The 17,359-nt window shown below is 70.5% G+C and carries 13 protein-coding genes; 10 read left to right on the forward strand and 3 right to left on the reverse strand.

All coding sequences use genetic code 11. The features are described 5' to 3' along the window. The 3 genes from D0T12_RS13685 to D0T12_RS13695 form a co-directional block, all read right to left on the reverse strand. Positions 1 to 4,890: a DNA repair ATPase gene (locus tag D0T12_RS13685; protein ID WP_233526040.1), complete on the reverse strand. Its 4,890-nt coding sequence runs from the start codon at positions 4,888 to 4,890 to the stop codon at positions 1 to 3. A gap of 34 nt (positions 4,891 to 4,924) precedes the next feature. Then, positions 4,925 to 6,949, reverse strand: coding sequence for a flotillin family protein (locus D0T12_RS13690; RefSeq protein WP_117399943.1), 2,025 nt, complete (start codon positions 6,947 to 6,949; stop codon positions 4,925 to 4,927). 131 nt (positions 6,950 to 7,080) lie between these two features. Next, positions 7,081 to 7,764, reverse strand: a complete 684-nt coding sequence (locus D0T12_RS13695) for a hypothetical protein (RefSeq protein WP_117399944.1) — start codon at positions 7,762 to 7,764, stop codon at positions 7,081 to 7,083. A gap of 405 nt (positions 7,765 to 8,169) precedes the next feature. Between D0T12_RS13695 and D0T12_RS13700 the strand changes: the two genes are divergently transcribed. The 10 genes from D0T12_RS13700 to D0T12_RS13745 all read left to right on the forward strand — a co-directional run bounded on the left by D0T12_RS13700 (position 8,170) and on the right by D0T12_RS13745 (position 17,315). Next, on the forward strand, positions 8,170 to 9,192 hold the full coding sequence (locus D0T12_RS13700) for a sulfotransferase family protein (RefSeq protein ID WP_117399945.1): 1,023 nt from the start codon (positions 8,170 to 8,172) through the stop codon (positions 9,190 to 9,192). 376 nt (positions 9,193 to 9,568) lie between these two features. Next, positions 9,569 to 9,826 carry an acyl carrier protein gene (locus D0T12_RS13705; RefSeq protein ID WP_117399946.1) on the forward strand — a complete coding sequence of 86 codons (258 nt, stop codon included), beginning with the start codon at positions 9,569 to 9,571 and terminating at the stop codon, positions 9,824 to 9,826. Then, on the forward strand, positions 9,823 to 10,518 hold the full coding sequence (locus D0T12_RS13710; protein ID WP_117399947.1) for an SGNH/GDSL hydrolase family protein: 696 nt from the start codon (positions 9,823 to 9,825) through the stop codon (positions 10,516 to 10,518). Before D0T12_RS13705 ends, D0T12_RS13710 begins: the two co-directional genes overlap by 4 nt. Positions 10,519 to 10,554: 36 nt before the next feature. Continuing rightward, entirely contained in the window at positions 10,555 to 11,373 is an 819-nt protein-coding gene (locus tag D0T12_RS13715; RefSeq protein ID WP_117399948.1) for an SGNH/GDSL hydrolase family protein, read from the forward strand. Positions 11,374 to 11,385: 12 nt separating this feature from the next. Next, positions 11,386 to 11,847, forward strand: a complete 462-nt coding sequence (locus D0T12_RS13720) for a nuclear transport factor 2-like protein (RefSeq protein WP_117399949.1) — start codon at positions 11,386 to 11,388, stop codon at positions 11,845 to 11,847. A 169-nt stretch (positions 11,848 to 12,016) separates the two neighbouring features. Further along, complete coding sequence (locus tag D0T12_RS13725; RefSeq protein ID WP_199487443.1) at positions 12,017 to 13,699, forward strand: acyl-CoA dehydrogenase family protein; 1,683 nt, start codon at positions 12,017 to 12,019, stop codon at positions 13,697 to 13,699. A 9-nt stretch (positions 13,700 to 13,708) separates the two neighbouring features. Further along, positions 13,709 to 15,553, forward strand: a complete 1,845-nt coding sequence (locus tag D0T12_RS13730; RefSeq protein WP_117399951.1) for a fatty acyl-AMP ligase — start codon at positions 13,709 to 13,711, stop codon at positions 15,551 to 15,553. A gap of 57 nt (positions 15,554 to 15,610) precedes the next feature. Continuing rightward, on the forward strand, positions 15,611 to 16,192 hold the full coding sequence (locus tag D0T12_RS13735) for a PadR family transcriptional regulator (RefSeq protein WP_117399952.1): 582 nt from the start codon (positions 15,611 to 15,613) through the stop codon (positions 16,190 to 16,192). A 104-nt stretch (positions 16,193 to 16,296) separates the two neighbouring features. Continuing rightward, positions 16,297 to 16,884 (forward strand): ATP-binding protein, encoded by a 588-nt coding sequence (locus tag D0T12_RS13740; RefSeq protein WP_158581493.1) that lies wholly within the window; start codon positions 16,297 to 16,299, stop codon positions 16,882 to 16,884. Between the two features lie 83 nt (positions 16,885 to 16,967). Next, positions 16,968 to 17,315: a hypothetical protein gene (locus D0T12_RS13745; RefSeq protein WP_117399954.1), complete on the forward strand. Its 348-nt coding sequence runs from the start codon at positions 16,968 to 16,970 to the stop codon at positions 17,313 to 17,315. The last annotated feature ends 44 nt before the right edge of the window (positions 17,316 to 17,359 follow it).

Raw genomic sequence — 17,359 nt, forward strand, 5'->3', positions numbered from 1 at the left:
TCAGATGGGGCGATGGGCGTTCAGTGCTTTTTCGATGGCTGTGAGTTTGTCGGCGAGGTGGAGGAGGGCACCCACTGTCGGGTCTTCGGTTCCGGGGACGGGTTGGGTTCGTCGGTAGGCGGTCTTGATCTCCGTCCAGCGGGCTTGCCGCTCGGGAGTCAGGGTGCCGCGGAGTTCGGACAGTTTCAGCAGGTTCGCTTCGGCGTCCGAGGTCAGGGTTTGGGACTCGGCCTTGTAGTGGTCGTCTATGACGGCTTCGAGTTCGGCGGTGTTCATCACGGGCAGGACGCGTTCGGCGAGTTTGTTCATGTCGCGGTAGGAACCCTGGAGCCGGAACGGGGGCTCGGTGCGGGCCGAGTCGTCCTGGGCGGCGGAGGCCATGTAGGCGCGGTTGACCGTCAGGACGACCCGCTGGACGTGCAGCAGCTTCTCCACAACGGACAGGATCTCGTCCAGTTCGGCCTGGGAGTACGGGTGGGACAGGCGGTCCGGACGTGCGGTGTCGTCGCCGGACGCCAGGCGGACGAGGAGTTCCACGTCCCCGCGGTCGCGGGTCGTCAGCGGGGCCAGGACCGGGTTCGAGGTGAGGGCGTTCTCGATGAAACTGAGCGCGAACAGGTCCTCCTTGCCGGACAGGACGTCGCCGAGGTTCCAGACGTCGGCGCGGTTGGCGAGCATGTCGGGAACGCGGAAACGCCGTCCGGACTCGGTGTACGGGTTTCCGGCCATGCACACGGCGAAACGCTTGCCGCGCAGGTCGTAGGCGCGGGCCGCGCCGTCGATCCGGCGTTGGGCGTCGCACAGCGGAATGAACTTCTGGAGGAATTCCGGTGACGTGTGCTGGATGTCGTCCACGTAGAGCAGGACGTTGTTGCCCATGTCGAGCGCGAAATTGATCCGCTCGACCTCCCGGGCGGCGGTGGCGTTCGGGGCTTTCGCCGGGTCGAGAGACGTGGTCTCGTGGCCGAGGGCCGGGCCGTCCACCTTGACGAGGGCGAGCCCCAAACGGTCGGCGACGTATTCCATGAGGGTCGTCTTGCCGTAGCCGGGCGGGGAGACGAGCAGTAGGAGACCCATGTGGTCGGTGCGTCTGCCTTCGCCCGTGGCGCCGAGTTGTTTGGCGAGGTTGTCGCCGATCAGGGGAAGGAACACCTCGTCCACCAGGCGGTTGCGCACGAAGGTGCTCATCGTGCGTGGTTTGAGCTCGGGGATTTTGAGGCGTTTCCCCTCCGCGGCGATGGCGGCGTTGCGTCGCTTCTGGTAGGCGCGGAACTCGGGGACCCGGTCGGAGCGGAAACGCCGGGTGCGGGTGAGGAGTTCGTCCAGGCGGACGGCGAGACGGCCGCCGGTGACGCGCGGATGGTCGCCGAGCAGGTCGTTGACGGTCGCGGTGAGGGCGGCGGCGGAGTCGTAGCGGGGTCCGTCGCACAGCAGGGCGGCCACGGCCTCGGGGAGGTCGGCGGGGTCGTCCGCGATGGGGGCGAGCCAGGCCGTGGCGAGCTGGTGGCGGGCGGCGAGGTCGCCGTCGAGGGCGCGCAGGTCGCTGTTCAGGAGGGCGTGGTCGCGGCCGAGGCCGTCCAGCAGGTCGCGGGCTCCCTGGGCGGTGACGAACCCCTCCGGGGCGGCGGCGAGTTCCTCGATCAGGTACTCGGCCGCGAGCGCCGCGTCCGCCTTGCCGGGCAGGCCGGTGCGCTCGGTGAACTCGCCGATGGACGAGGTCAGCTCGGACGCCAGCGCGGTCAGGGCGTCGGGGCCGCCCCACGCGTCACGGACGCGGATCAGGGAACGGGCGCGGGTCGTCCAGGCGGCGCGGTCGTCGTCGACGGTTCCGTGTGCCCAGAAGAGCTGCGCGGCGGCGCGGGCGGCGGACGGGTAGCGGAGCAACCCCGCGTCCGTGTGGAGGCGTACCAGTGTTTCCAGGATGCGGGCCGCGTCGTGGTCGTGGACGCCACGTTCGTAGCCCTCGTCGTAGCGGTCGGCCGCCGCTTCCCGGACGAGGGACAGCAGACGGTCCCCGGTCACGGCCTGACGCAGCACGTCGGGGGCCGTCCCTGTAAGGATCGACGTCGCCAGGTACTCGGCACGGTATGTTTCCGGGGTTTCCGAAACAAGGCTCTGGTTCCACAGGTGGCGGGTCGCGGTGAGGGCGTCGTCGCGGACCGGGGCCCGGTAGTCGGTGCCGGTGATCACGAAGTCGAGCGACGCGTTTCCGTGCGGGACGAGGGTCAGTTCGATCGGGCGGGTGTTCACGGCGAAACGGTGCCGTCCGAGCCGGATCGTCCCGCCGTCGTCGTCGTAGAGGTCGAGACGGTCGCGCAGCGCGCGTCCGGCCTCCTGGCGGGCGGCCTTCACACGGCCGTCCAGCTCCTCGGCGCGGACACCGTCGTCCAGGGCCCGCAACTCGCCGGCGATGGCGTGGAGGCGGGCCACCATCGGGTCGGTGGCGAAGTAGGTGTTGACCTCGTCCGGTGACGTGAGCGCGGCGGCGCGGCGGCGGACGCCGGACAGGATCCGGTCGGCGGACTCGATGAGGCGGTCGGTGCGGCGGGCACGCTCGTCCAGAAGCGCCTGCTTACGGGACGAGAACGCCTCGTAAACCTCGGTCCGCTTGGTCTCCAATTCGGCGAGGAACTCGTCGAGGTCGGCGAACCGGGCCTGCATGGTCTCCAGGCGGAGGAGCAGTTGACCGAGCTGCTCGTCACAGCTCTCGGGGGTGGCGGCCGTGGCGAGCGCGCCCGCGACGGCCCGGTCGAGCAGGGCCAGTTCGGCGGCGAACGCGGCGCGCTCCTCACGTTCGAGAAGCTCGCGGCGCCGGTTGTCCAGGACGGCGCGGGCCCGGTTCAGCCCGCCGAGGACCTCGGCGACCCGTTCGAGGATCGCGGTGCGGGCGGTGGCGTCGGTGAGGTCGAGTTCCCCGACGACCTCGGTGACGATTCCGAGGCCCTCGTTCTGCGCGTCGAGGAGGTCGGCGAGCGGCGCGGCGTCGGCGGACGTCTCGATGGCGTGCGCCGCCTCCGCGATCCGGTCGACCTCGACGTGGTAGCCGGTGAAGGCGTCCTCGCGGCGAAGGAACTCGACGGCGCCCTGACCGGCGTCGCGCAGCTCGGTCTCGACGGTCGCGGTCAGCTCGTCGAGCCGGGCCGTGTCCACATGGCGCAGGTCGCGGAGCGTCTCGATATGGCCCTGGGCCCGGCGGAACTCGGCGAGCCGCGTCATCCACCCGTCCGCGCTCTCCGGCGGCTCGGCCCGCGCCCGCCGGGCCAGGGCGGCGACGGCGTCGGCGGTCTCGGCGACGGACGCGGCGGCCTGCTCGGTGAGCGCGCGGACCTTCTCGTACTCCTCCAGCACCTGACCCGCCGTGGCGCGGACGTCGGCCAGCGGCGCCGCCAGGTCCCCGATCTCGTCCCCGGCGAGCCAGTGGTACAGGTCGGACGCCCGCGTGCAGGCCGCGATCAGCGCCTCGAAGACACGGGTCGACGGCGACATCTCCTCCACCATGCGGGCGACGGAGAGGCACTCGGAGATCCCCCGGACCAGGTCCGCGTTCCCGATCCGCTCCAGCGGACCCGTGCCCACGGGCTGTGCGGCGGCGTGCGCGTCGGACACGAACGGCGTCGACCACAACCGCACCGGGTGGACGCGGGCCGCCTCGTCCGTGAGCGTCCGCATGACGAGGAGCGTCCCGTCCTCGAACAGCGCGTGGCCGTGGCAGGTGATCGGCGTCCTGACCTGCTTGCGGATCACGTTGTACGGCAGGAGCAGCGACCTGCCGTCCGCACGCGAATGGAACACGTACAGGACGTCCTCGCCGTTGGGAGATCGGACGACGCGCTCGTACTCCAACCCGGTGACGTCGGTGTCGAACGTCTTCACCACGCCCGTGTCCAGGCAGTAGCCGCCGGGGAAGACGATCCCGTGGTCGTCGGGCAGCCGACGACACGCCCCCGCGATGCCGTCGAGCCGCACGACGTCCTTCGTCCGGACGTTGAACACCAGGTGCCGCCACGCCGTCTCGTTGTACGGGCGGATCCGCAGCAGGATCAGCGCCCCGACCCGCGCGTACAGGACGTCCGCGTCGGCGAGCGACTGGAGCGGCTCGTCCACGGGCTCGGAGTGGACGCCCTGCGGCGTGTCCGTGTCGTCCTCGACCTTGACGGTGAGGGCGCCGCCGACCGCCGAGACGAACACCTCACCGCCGATCGAGATGTGCGGGTGCCGCCCCAGGACGTGGTCGTCCCGCGTCGCGGCGGTCCAGTCGACGTCGTGCGGCGACGGGAACCGGTGGTCGCGGTCGCCCTGGTTGTCCTCGTAGGTGACGGCGCCGTCCCCGGACGCGGACGTCCGCCACCGCAGCACCCGCACGTCGGACAGGCGCGGCCCGGTCTGGAACGCCGCGAGCAGCCGCCCCTCGACGAGCCGCAACTGGAGCAGCCGGGCCTGCCGGTAGTACCGGTACATGTCGGCGAAGTCGCGCCGGAACCGTGGATCGTCCAGCAGACCCGGCACCGCGTCGGCGCCCACCGGAACCAACGCGATGCCGTCGCCGCCGCCGTGCCCGTCCTCGGTACGCGAGAACCTGTGCAGGGAGAACACGTCGTCGACCGTCGTCTCCGACGTCGACCCGAGGGACGCGTTGGTGCCGAACAGCAGCACGTCGCCGAGCGCCACCACGTCGCGGGGCACGCCGGGACTCGCCGTCCGGACCCGTTCGGTGCCCGCCAGCGTCAGCTCCGCGCCGCCGAACACCTCCAGGCGCCGGGCGTTCAGCGCCTCGGCCCGCCGCGCCAGCTCCCCGGCCCGCTCCGCGAGCCGCCCGCGCAGCACCTCGTACGTGCCGTGGTCCAGCCCCGCGTCGGGCGTGGCGGGTACGTCCCTGACGTCCTCGATCACGTGTTCGTCTCCCCTCCGTCCGTCGTGCCGTCCGCTACCTGGACGCGGTGGTCAGGTCGGTTCCGTTGAGGTCCGACAGGGGCGTGTCGGCGATGCCGAGGCGGTGGGCGGTGTCCAGGAGTTGCTGGACGGCCGCGCCGTCCGGACCGCCGGACTTCAGCATTCGCAGCAGAACCGCGGAAAGGGTCAGGTCGCGGACGCCGCTCGTGGAGAGCGCGCCGAGGAGCCTGGCCGCGTCGTCGGTGAAGCTTCCCGAGCCGTCCAGCCACGGACCCGCGACCGCCTGCGCGACCTCCGAGTTCTGGACGAAGCCGTCCACGCCCTTGCCGAGGGCGATCGAGCCGACGAGCCGGTCGAAGAACACGGTGTCGCCGCCGACGATGTCGATGTCGGCCTTCTCCAACCCGGCCGCGAGAACGCTGGCCTGCGCCTCCGCGACCCGGCGCTGCGTCTCGATCCCGGCGAGGCGCACGTCCTTCTCCGCCTCCAGCCGCAGCCGGTACTCCTCGTGCTGGCGGGTGGCGTCGTCGAGCGCGGCCATCGCCCCGGCCTTCTCCGTGAGGCCCTCCGCCTCCGCCTTGAGGCTCTCCCGGATCCGCGCGGCCTCGACCAGCGCCTTCTCCTGCGCCACGGCGGCCTCGGCGCGGCCGACCTTCTCGATCGCGTCGGCGTCCCGCTCGCGGACCTGCACCTCGGCGAGCCCGGACGCGGCGGCCTCGGCCCGCAGCCCCTCGGCCAGGCGGATCTTCGCCTGCGCGTCCAGCTCGGCGGCCTCCTGCCGGGCCTTCGCCATCGTCAGCTCCTCGCGGGCCCGGTGCGCGGCGGCGGCCTCCGCGGCCTCGGCGGCCTTGATGTCCTTGACGAGGTTCTCCTGCGCCTCCGCCTCCGCGTGAATGATCACCGACTGGCGGGCGCGCTCGGCCTCCTCGACCGTGCGGAGCCGCTTGATGCCCTCCTCCTGCTCGGCGACCGTCCGCTCCACCGCGATCCGCTCCCGGACGACGTTCGCGATCTCCCGCTTCTCCGCCTCGACCTCCTTGTCGGCGGCGATCCGGGTCAGCTCCGTCTCCCGCTCGCGGGCGATGACCTCAAGGACCCGGTCCTTCTCGATGCGCTCGCTCTCGATCGCGAGGACGCGCTCCTTGTTCTTCGCCGCGACCGAGACCTCGCGCTCCTTGTTCTCGTGCTGGACGCCGAGCTGCTCGTCGGTGCGGATGTGCGCGGTCTGCGCCCGCAGCCGCTCCTCCGCCTTGACCCGCTCGATCTCCGCCTGCTCACGGGCCCGGACGGTCTCGACCTCGCGTTCCTGCCGCAGCTCCGCGTCCGCCTGACGGCGTTCGAGCTCCAGGATCGCCTCCCGCGCCTCCACGTTCTGGCGGGTGATCTCCTTCTCCTCGTTACGGGCGTGCTCGTTGGTGCGGATGTGCTCCAGCGCGGTCAGCTCGGTGATCTTCCGGATGCCCTGGGCGTCCAGGATGTTCGACTTGTCGAGGGACAGCAGCGGCGTCTGCTCCAGGTAGTCGATCGCCGCGTCCTCAAGGCTGTAGCCGTTCAGGTCCGTGCCGATGACCCGGATGATGTGGTCGCGGAACTCGTCGCGGCGGGTGTAGAGGTCGGTGAAGTCCAGGTGCTTGCCGACGGTCTTCAGCGCCTCGGAGAACTTGGCCGCGAACAGCTCCTGCAACGTCTCCTGGCTGCTGGCACGCGCGGTCCCGATGGCCTGCGCGACCTTCACCACGTCCTCGACGGTCTTGTTCACGCGGACGAAGAACGTGATGCGGATGTCGGCCCGGATGTTGTCCTTGCAGATCAGACCGTCCCGTCCGGTGCGTTCGATCTCGATGGTCTTGACCGAGATGTCCATCAGTTCGGCGCGGTGCAGCACCGGCAGCACGATCGCGCCGGTGAACGTGACGTCGACCTTCTTCAACTTGGAGATGATCAGCGCGCGGCCCTGGTCGACCTTGCGGAACAACCGGGTCACCATCAGCATCAGGCCGAGGGCGATGAGCAGGGCGAGCGCGAGGAGCACACCGGCTCCTATCGTGATGGTGTCCATCGACATTCCCGTCTGTTTGGGGGATGAGGACGCGGGGCGCGGGGGAGTTCGGCGTTCGGTGGGCGGGTCAGGGGGCAGGCCGGTGGCGCGGGCCGCGGAGCGCGGTCGGCGGGACGGGCCCGCGGGTGCGGTCAGCGGGCGAGGTCCTCCGGCCAGCCGTACGCCGCTTCGTGCGGCATGACCCAGAAGAACCGGCCCTCCGGATCGAAGTCGAAGATCAGGGCTCTGCTGCCGGTGGTGAGCGCGGTGCCCTCGGCGAGGTCCTTGGCGAGGCCCGCGACGGGAATGTCCGTGGCGGGCCGCCGCACCTGGACGATGGCGGACGAGCCGTCGGCCGCGGTGACCTCCGCCTGCCCGAAGTCCGGGCCGACCCGTCCGGTGCGGATGACGCAGGGGAGACCCACGAAGTCGCGCAGCGAGGCCTCGACCGCCCCCTGGAAGACCCGGCGCAACGGCAGGACGGTGAGGCGCGTCCCGAGCCATGCCGCGACCAGCGCCACGGGCAGGACGAGCGTCCGCGCGACGGTGCCGTCGAGCGACGCCGTACCGGCGAGGCTGACGAACCACGCGAGCGCGATCAGCAGTGACAACACGACCGTGACCGGGACTCCGCCGAGGCCCAGAATGGCGAGACGCTCGGCGAAGAACCCGTCTTCGGCGTCGCCGAAATCGTCCCCGACATCACCTCCGGCGCCGGGGAGTTCGGTGCCCAGGCCGCCGAGGAGGGCGACCGTCCAGTACACGGTGACGACCAGTAGAGAGAAAGTGAAGAGCGCCGTCGGGAAACCGAGTGCGGCGTCGAAGAATTCGCCCATGTGAAATGCACGCTTCCGCATCGAGACGTCATTGACCGTGCCAGGGCGTGAGGGAGCGCCCTGGTCAGGGGAGTGAACGTGAAGTAGTGGCCCCGTCGGGGCGGCAGCCGATGCGGCTAGCTATCTGGGAAGGCGTGCGCCAGTGCCACGACGGTCAGACCGTACGGAGGCGCGACATGCAGGGGCGGACGCGGCGCAAACAAAAAGTGCCGGTGAGTCATCAGACCCCTTCTGGTCAGAGACGTATCCTGTCCCGCCGACCAGACTTCCCGGCACACCAGTAATTAGCGTAGCTTACTTCTCGCGTTGAGGGAAGTCTCCATCGTTTCGATCGACGCGAACTTTCAGGTTTCGTTGATGTCGCCCCGCGGTTGGGTCCAGGAGTCGCGGGTACGTTCGCGGCCCATGAAACCGCAGCTCAGCCACCCGATCTTCGTTCTCGGGTGTCCTCGGTCGGGCACGACGTTGCTGCAGCAGATGCTGCACTCGCATCGGCGTGTCGCGTTCCCGTCCGAGACCCGGTTCGTGCACACCGCGTACGAGGTGCGGCACACGTTCGGCGATCTGGAGCGCGAGGCGAACCGGCGGGCGCTGGCGGAGTGGATCGTCCACGGCGAGGACACCAAGTTCAGGGTCCTCGGACTGGACGCCGACGCGACGATCGAGGAGATCGTGCACGGGCCCCCGACGCTCGGGTCCGCGCTGGCGATCATCTTCCGCGCCTACGCGCGGCGGCACGGCAAGCCGCGCTGGGGCGACAAGCGTCCGAGCTACTTCCGCCGGGTCGCGATGCTCCGGCGGATGTTTCCGGACGCCCAGTTCGTCCATCTCGTCCGGGACGGCCGAGACGCGGTGAGTTCGCTGGTGCGGATGCCGTGGTTCCAGGGCGACATCTACGCCGCCGCGCTGACCTGGCGGGAGGCGATCGACACGGGGAAGGCGCTCTCCTCCCGGCTCGGTCCCCGCACGTTCTACGAGCTCCGGTACGAGGACCTCGTCGCCGACCCGGAGGAGGAGCTGGCGAAGCTGTGCGCGTTCCTCGGCGAGGACTACGACCCCGAGATGACCAGGGCGCACGAGCACGCCCGCCGGACGGTGCCGTCCACGCGCAAATGGCATCTACGCACGCACGAGGCCCCGAACACCCGTGCGGTGGGGGCGTGGCGGGACCGCCTGCGGGTGTGGGAGGCGGATCTGGTCGAGCACGTCCTCGCCTCGCGACTGGTCGAGCGGGGTTACACGCTGACCGGAACGCCGCGTCCCGCCGCCGCGCACCTCGCCCGGTTCCACCGCATGGCGGCGCACCGCTGGCGGTCACGGCACGCGCAGGCCGTCATGGACCGGCTCGCGCAAGCCCGGGAGCCGAACCCCGTCGTCTCCCGGCTGAGGGGCCCGGTGCCGGTGGCCGGACGGCCGGACAGGCGCTGAGGTCGGATGCTGTCCGAAACCCTCCTGGAACGTGCCGGGCCGCAGTGGCCGTCCCGAAGCGAGGCCGCCGGGGAACGACGCAGGTGGCGTGCCGTCATGCCGCCCGCGAGGACGAACGGTTCGGTGAGACGCGCGGGGACGGTGGGACGCCGGTTCCGCGGCGCTGGGTCCCATAACGGAACACCTTACCTGGCAGTAACTTTGCGCCGATTTACCGTCGCGCTGACATAATTTACGCAACAGAGACATGGTTGTGTCCGATCGTTCACATCGGGATCTGAGACATATCCTCCAATTCCATGTATGTTGCGTGTTGCTCGTCTTCCGATAGCTATCGCCTGAAATTCGATGATCCTCTGACATAAGGAGGAGTGCGGTGACCAGATCGGAAACAATTTCCCGCGGCGAGCTGGAATCGTGGCTTCTTGACAGGATCGCCTTCTACCTCGACAAGCCCGCCGAAAACATCGACCCCACGGTCGAACTCGCCCGCTACGGGGTGGACTCCGTCTACGCCATCAGCATCATCAGCGACATCGAGGACCATCTCCAGGTCGAGGTCGACGTGGCCGAGGCCCGGCGGCGCGAGACGGTCAACGACCTCGCCGACTACCTGCTCGAACTCGTCGCGTGAAGGGCCCCGGCTCCACCGAGGCGGGGGCCGTGCGGGTCGGAGGCGCGCGGGTCGGAGGCGTGCGGGCGGGGTCCGCCGAGCCGGGTTCCGGGCCCGTCATGGTGGTGTTCGGCGACAGCGTGGCCGAGGGCCAGGCCGACCCCGACCCCGGCGGCGGATGGCTCGGCTGGGCCGGGCGACTGGCCCGCCACCTGGGCGTTTCCCCCGCGAACCTGCTCAACGTCGCCGACCCCGGCGCCACGATCGAGGACGTCGTCCGCGACCAGCTCCCCGCCGTCCGGCGGCTCCGGCCGGGCCTGATGGTGCTCGGCTGCGGCATGAACGACGCGCTGCGCGGCTTCGACCGGGCGGAGGTCGCCGCCCGGCTCGACGAACTGTTCGGCTGGGCCCGGGACGTCGGCGCGGTCGCCGTCGCGATCCCGGTGCCCAGGCCGCCGCTGCTCGACCTGTCCCCGATCTCGGAGTTCCGAAAGAAGCGGACCGTCCAGCGGATTTCCGACCTCAACGAGGAGCTCGGACGCGCCGCACGCGACTTCGGAACGACCTTTCCCGAACGGGAGACGGTGGCGAAAGTCGCTGACCCCGCGCTGTGGAACGCCGACGGAATCCACCTCAACCCGAGGGGACACGCCTATGTCGCGGAGGTGATCAGCCATATCGCGGGAAGCATGCTCGGCGAGCGGATTCGCTGACGCGTCGGCCGCCAATTTTCCAACTCTGGGACACAGATGAAGAAACCATTCTTCGAAACCCGCGTGCCCGGGGCTTTGATGCTCGTTCCGCTCGCGCCGGTCCTGGCCTTCCAGGCATGGCGGACGGTGCGGCGCACACCCCGGCTCGCCCCCGCGGCGGGCGACGAGCACGGCTTCCTCCCCGGGGCGGCCGGTCCCGTGTTCCGCGTCGTGGTGATCGGTGAGTCGACCGCCGCCGGAGTCGGCGCCTCCCTGCACGCGCGGGCCCTACCGGGCTTCCTCGCCGAGACGCTGCGAAAACGCCTGCGACGGAGCGTGGCATGGTCGGTCACAGGCGAGAGCGGCGCCACCGCCCGCCGGGTCGCGACCGCCCTCGTCCCGGCCGCCGTCGTCCCGGCCGTCCCGGGCACCGAGCCCGTCGACCGGGCGTCCGCCGATCTCGTGGTCGTCACCGTCGGGATCAACGACCTGATCAGGCGGCGTTCGCTGCGGTCCTGGACGGCCGACATCACCGACCTCGTCGACGTCCTACAAACCAGGTTCACGGACGCGACCCTCGTCCTCGCGGGAATGCCGCCCGTGCACCGCTTCCCGACGCTCCCGCGACCGCTGCGCCACGTCCTCGGCGCGCGGGCACGGACCATGGACCGCATCATGGCGGACACGGCCCGGACCGGCGGTGCGCTCCACGTCCCCGTGGACGAGGTGATGGCCCGTGACCGCCGCCTGTTCGCCTCCGACGGCTTCCACCCCTCGCCCGACGGTTACCGCGCCTGGGCGGAGGGACTCGCCGACGCCGCCGCCCCGGCCGCCCCGGCGCCCGGCGGCGAACTCACGGCGTCCCAGGGCGAGTGAAGAGGCGGATCAGTGACGGTTCCCGGAACGTTCCGCGAAGCGGTGGAGGCCAAGGACCTCGTCGCGATCCGCGGTGCCCTCGACCCCGCCGTCGAGTTCCACAGCCCGATCATGGTGAAGCCCTACCTCGGCCGTGACGCGGTCATCGCGCTGCTCGGCGTGCTGCTGGAGGTCTTCGAGGACTTCCGCTACACCGACGAGCTGGTGAGCACGGCGTCCACCGCCCGAGCCCTGATCTTCAACGCCCGGGTGGCGGGCAAGGACGTCCAGGGACTCGACCTGCTCGGCTTCGGCGACACCGGCCTCGTCACCGACCTGACCGTCATGGTCCGCCCCCTCCCCGCGGCGATGACGCTCGCCCGGGTCGTCGGAAGGCGGATGGAAGGAGCGGAGGGCCCCGGGGCCCCGTCCACCCCCGCTCCACACCAGAGAACCGGCCCACCCCCAGGAGTCGAAGAACACGATGGACAGTAAGGCCCCCACCAACCCCGCACCCCCCGTCACCCCCGCACCGCCCCTCACGAACACCACGCCCGTTGATGACACCATGCCCGTCACGAACGCCGGGCGACGTCGGTGGTCCGCGGGGCCGTCGGCGGCGTATCGGGTCGCCGCTGATTTGGATCGGTATCTCGGTGATCCGATGGAGGACGACGCCGGGCCGTTCTCCTATCGGGCGATCGTTGAGGCGGAGGAACATGATGCGCTTCCGCCGGGTGCGGTCGATGCCGTTCGGGCCTGGGGTTTTCCGGAGTACCTGGTGCCGAGCGGCCTCGGGGGGCGGCTGACGACGTTGGAGGAGCTGTTCCTCGTCACACGCGCGCTCTCGCGCCGCAGCGTCACCGTCGCGGTGATGTACGGGTCGGGGCTGCTGGCGGTGAACCCGGTGTGGCTGTGGGGGGACGCCCGGCAGCGCAGGACGGTCGCGGAGGGAGTGCTGGGCGGTGACCTGGCCTGTTTCGGTGTTTCCGAGGCCGACCACGGAAGTGATGTGACGGCCTCGGAGTCGGAGGCCGAGCTCCAGGGGGACGAGCTCGTGCTGACCGGCACGAAATGGCCGGTCGGCAACGCCACCCGCGGACGCTTCGTGACCACCTACGCCAGAACCGGCCCGAGGGACTTCTCGCTCATCCTGGTCGACAAGGAAGAACTCGACCCCGACACGTGGTCGACGCTGCCGCCGGTGCGGACGGTCGGGCTGCGCGGTCACGACCTGAGCGGCGTCGCGTTCTCGGGGGCGCGCGTCCCGGCCGACCGGGTGATCGGACGGCGCGGTTCCGGGCTCGTCCAGACGTTGAAGACGCTCCAGATCACCCGGACGGCGATCGCGGCGCTGTCGGTCGGGACCATGGACGCCGTGGTGCGCATCGGGATGGACTACGCGCGGCACCGCACCCTCTACGGCTCGGACATCTACCAGATCCCCGTCATCCGCGACCATCTCCTCAAGGCTCATCTGGATCTGCTGATCGCCGAGTGCGTCGCGATCCCGGTGGCGCGTTGCCTGACGGTCGCGCCGGAGCGGCTGAGCCTGTGGTCGTCGATCGTGAAGTACTTCGTGCCGGTGCTCGGCGAGGAGGTCGTGGGCAGCATCGGGACCGTCCTCGCGGCGCGCGGCTACCTGCGTGAGGGCGTGGCCCACGGCGTGTTCCAGAAACTGCAACGCGACCACGCGATCGCGAGCATCTTCGAGGGCACGACGCACGTCAACCTCGCCAACGTCGCCGGGCAGCTCCCGTATCTGGTCGACCCGCCGGAGGAGACGGGCCGCGAGGACGACCTGCTCGCCGACCTGTTCCGCTGGACGCGGACACCGCCCGCCTGGGTTCCCGACGGCCGCGTGCTCCAGCTCACCAACGAGGGCCGTGACGAGGTCGGCCAGCGGTTCGAGGTGATCTGCGAGGAGTTGCTGACCACCGCCGACGCGCACGCCGCGCCGGGCGTGGCCGCCGAGCTGAAGGACCTGATGTCCGGCGTCGGCGGTATGCGCGCAACGCTGGAACAGGGTGTCCGGGCGGGCGCGGGCGACACCACCTCGGTGGCGGCGCTGGCACGTGCCAAGCGGTACTGCGAACTGCACGCGATGCTCTCGTGCGTCCTGACGTGGCTGCACAATCGGCAACGGTTCGGCGGGCCGTTCGCCGACGGGCAGTGGCTCGTGCTGTGCCTGCAACGGCTGCTCCAGCGCGTCCAGCCCGACACTCTCCTGTCCGAGGACTTCCTTCCGCCGCTTGAGGACGCGATGTTCCGCGACGCCGACGAGGGCCGCTGGTTCTCGCTGCTGTCCCTGGCCGACCTGTCGCCCACGGCGGCGGGGGACGAGTGACGGTGGACGATGCGCCATCGGGACTTCGTGTCGCTCGTCCGGGAGAACGTCCAGGCGCACGGTGACGACCGGTCGTTCACCTTCATCAGCGAAGAACCTGCGCGAGCGGCCAGGAAATACAGGGAGAGCGTGCTCGGGTTCGCCGAACTCGACCGCAGGGCCCGCGGGCTGGCGTGCCGCTTGGAGGCGCGCGGTCTGCGGGACAGGGCCGTCCTGCTGCTGTATCCGGAAGGGCTGGAGTTCGTGGCGGCGTTCCTCGGCTGCCTGTACGCGCGGGTCGTCGCCGTCCCGGCGCCCCTTCCCGACCTGGACGCCGAACGGTTCGGACGCACCCGAAGGATCATCGAGGACGCCGACATCGCGCTGATCCTCACCGACACCGCACACCGCGACGTCCTGGGCGCCTGGCTGGTCGACGTCGGTCTCTCGGGCCGCGTCCACTGCCTCGACACCGACTCGCCCAACGACACCGAAACCGTCGACCCGGACGCGTGGACGCCACCGCGCCTCACCGCGGACACCCTCGCGTTCCTCCAGTACACGTCCGGTTCGACCAGCGAGCCCAGGGGCGTGATGGTCACCCACGGCAACCTGCTGTGCAACGGCGAGGAGATCAAACGTCGGATCGACGGGACGTCCGAGACCGTCGGTGTCGGCTGGGTGCCGCACCACCACGACATGGGACTCGTCGGGCAGTTCGTACAACCGCTCTACCTCGGCTGCCGCTACGTGTTCACGTCACCGATCACGTTCGTCAAACGTCCGGTGGTGTGGCTGGAGCTGATCACCCGGTACCGGGGCACGGTCACCGTGGCGCCGAACTTCGGTTACGAACTCGCGCTGCGCCGAGTCACCGACCGCCAGTTGGACGGCCTGGACGTGTCCTCGCTGCGTGTCGTGAAGAACGGCGCCGAACCCGTCCGGGCCGCGACGCTGGAGCGGATGTCCGAGCGTTTCGCGCCGATCGGTTTCCGGCCGGGCATGTGGATGCCCTGCTACGGGATGGCCGAGACCACGCTGCTCATCTCCGCGGCGCCGCTCGGCGGCGGCGCCGTCGTCCGTGACTTCGACGCCGACGCCCTCACCGGCGGCACGGCCGTCCCGGCGAGCGCGGAGGGCGCGTCGCGTCGGCTGGTGAGCTGCGGGCGACCCGTCACGTTGGACGTCCGCGTCGTCGACCCCGACACCCGCGCGCCGCTGCCGGACGGACGCGTGGGCGAAATCTGGGTCAGGGGCGGAAGCGTCGCCCTGGGCTACTGGAAGAACGCCGGGGCGAGCCGCGAGACGTTCGACGGGCACACGTCCGCCGGGGAAGGCCCCTACCTCCGAACGGGCGACCTCGGGTTCCGCTCCGGCGGAGACCTCTACGTCACCGGCCGGATCAAGGACCTCGTCATCGTCAACGGCCGCAACATCCACGCCCACGACATCGAGGAGGCGGCCGGGCGGGCCCATCCGGCGGCCCTGCTCGGCGCCGCATTCACCGTGGATGACGGCGTGGGGCGTGAGCACGTCGTCCTCGTCCAGGAGATCAGTACGAGGGCCGCCGCCGGGACACCGCTCGACGAACTGGCGGCCGTCTTCAGGACGAGTGTCGCCCGAGCGTTCGCGCTGCCCGCGCTGAGCGTCGTCCTGTGCGGGCGCGGCACGGTCCGCCGGACGACCAGCGGAAAGACGCGGCGTCACCACACCCGGGAGGCGTTCCTGCGCGGCGAGATCGTCCCCCTCGCCGCTGAAGTCGAGGACGGCCTGCGCAGAGAGCCCTGTGATCGAACCGGGCGGGTCGCCGCGCGAGAAACTCCCAGTGAAATAGGAAAAATCCCCCTAACCAAACCTAGTCAAAAGCATGACTAGTCAGGTCGTTGTCTGCTACCGTCGGGTTCACCCTGAGTCAAGGCGGGGAGAAGGCCGATGGCGCTACGTCACGCGGTGCTGGCGGCGCTGCTGGACGGCGAGTACAGCGGCTACCAGCTGGCCAAGATCTTTGATTTGTCGGTCTCCAACTTCTGGCACGCCGTACCGCAACAGCTCTACACGGAGCTGGCGAGGTTGGAGACCGAAGGACTGATCAGCGGTCGGCAGGTCATCCAGCACGACCGTCCCAACAAGCGCGTGTACACCGTCACGCAGGCCGGTGTGGACGAGCTCGAACGGTTCGCGGCGACCCCCGCCAGACCGGGCATCATCCGAGAGAACCTGCTCGTCATGGTCCAGGCCGTGGACCACCTCTCCGCGGGCCCCGTCATCGCGCAGCTCGAAGAGCGGGCGGTGGCGTCCGCCGCCAAGATCGAGGTCTTCGAGCGCACCCTGAAGCATCTGCGCGGCGACCTGGACGAGGAGACGTATCTGCGGAGCGGCTCCCCGATCGGCCCGTACCTGACGTGCCTCCGCGGCCTGCGCTTCGAGCAGGAGAATCACGAGTGGTTCACCAGCACCGCCCGGTTGCTCCGCGCCCGGGCGGGCGCCCATGCCGAGGAAGGTGAACCGCCATGACCGCGTGCACGGCGCACCGGCACCACCCCCCGCGCCCCTCCCCGGTGCCGCGTCCATGCGGCGCCGGGTCCGGGCGACACGCCTTAGTCAAGGAGGCGTTCACCATGTCGGGCGAACACCGCACCGTCGAACACCGCACCATCGAACACCGCACCATCGAACTGCCCACACCCCTGGCCACCCCACCCCCCGTCCAACCGACCGGCACGCTCCACCCGAACGGCGAGGCCCGGTCGAACGGCGTGACCCGACCGCACGGGCCGCCCCCGGGTGACAAGCCCGCCGCGAACCTGCTCGGCGAGATGACGCTCCCCGCCGAACTGGAGTCCGTACCGCGGGCGCGGCGCTTCAGCCGCTCGGTCACCGTCGGCTCCGACATCGGACATGTCGGTGACGACACCGAGATCCTGGTGTCCGAACTGGTCACCAACGCCGTCCGGCATGTGACGATCCCCGGCTCGGTGCTGCTGCTCAGGCTGCTGCGCGCCGGAACCCGGCTCCGAGTCGAGGTCCACGACCAGAGCGCCGCCGTCCCCCGGGCACGGCCGCTCGACCTCATGGACGAGACCGGACGGGGCTGGTTCCTCGTCGCGATCATGGCCGACCGGCACGGCACCGACCACACTCCGTCCGGCAAGGCGGTCTGGTGCGAACTGCACGCCTGGCCACCGGACGCGAGTTCCGGGCGCTGAGCCGTCCCGCGCCGCCCCAGTCTCGTCCCACCCCTCGCCCCGCCCGCCCCCACCCACCCCCCGCACGGCGTTGGGAGGCACCCATGCCCGTTGACTACTACCGCTCGGACGGGAGACCCGCCACGGCCGAGGAGGCCCAACGGCTCCTCCTGGACGTACGAGGGCGCCTGCTCGCGCAGGACGTCGTCCGCGTCGGCGGCGTGGTCGTCGTCGTGTCCACCTGGTTCACCGTGATCGACCTCGGCGTCGCGGCGAACGGAACGCCCCTGCTGTGGCAGACGATCGTGTCCGACCTGTCGATGCACGCCGATGTCGGCCGGTACACCACGCGGGAGAACGCCGCCCGCGGGCACGCCCGCGCCGTCACCATGATCACCGATCGGCTGCGCGGCCTGGTCGCCCGCGCCGCCCTGGACGAAGCACGGCCCTGACCGCACCTACCCCCACGAACCCACGAACGGACCGTCCGAGACCG

It is taken from the genome of Actinomadura spongiicola (assembly GCF_003432485.1).
Classification (GTDB): Bacteria; Actinomycetota; Actinomycetes; order Streptosporangiales; family Streptosporangiaceae; genus Spirillospora; species Spirillospora spongiicola.

Coding starts and splice junctions, on each gene's coding strand:
- D0T12_RS13690 (WP_117399943.1), bottom strand. CDS start 6,949: ATGGACACCATCACGATAGGAGCCGGTGTGCTCCTCGCGCTCGCCCTG.
- D0T12_RS13700 (WP_117399945.1), top strand. CDS start 8,170: ATGAAACCGCAGCTCAGCCACCCGATCTTCGTTCTCGGGTGTCCTCGG.
- D0T12_RS13745 (WP_117399954.1), top strand. CDS start 16,968: ATGCCCGTTGACTACTACCGCTCGGACGGGAGACCCGCCACGGCCGAG.
- D0T12_RS13715 (WP_117399948.1), top strand. CDS start 10,555: ATGAAGAAACCATTCTTCGAAACCCGCGTGCCCGGGGCTTTGATGCTC.
- D0T12_RS13725 (WP_199487443.1), top strand. CDS start 12,017: ATGGAGGACGACGCCGGGCCGTTCTCCTATCGGGCGATCGTTGAGGCG.
- D0T12_RS13730 (WP_117399951.1), top strand. CDS start 13,709: ATGCGCCATCGGGACTTCGTGTCGCTCGTCCGGGAGAACGTCCAGGCG.
- D0T12_RS13695 (WP_117399944.1), bottom strand. CDS start 7,764: ATGGGCGAATTCTTCGACGCCGCACTCGGTTTCCCGACGGCGCTCTTC.
- D0T12_RS13740 (WP_158581493.1), top strand. CDS start 16,297: ATGTCGGGCGAACACCGCACCGTCGAACACCGCACCATCGAACACCGC.
- D0T12_RS13735 (WP_117399952.1), top strand. CDS start 15,611: ATGGCGCTACGTCACGCGGTGCTGGCGGCGCTGCTGGACGGCGAGTAC.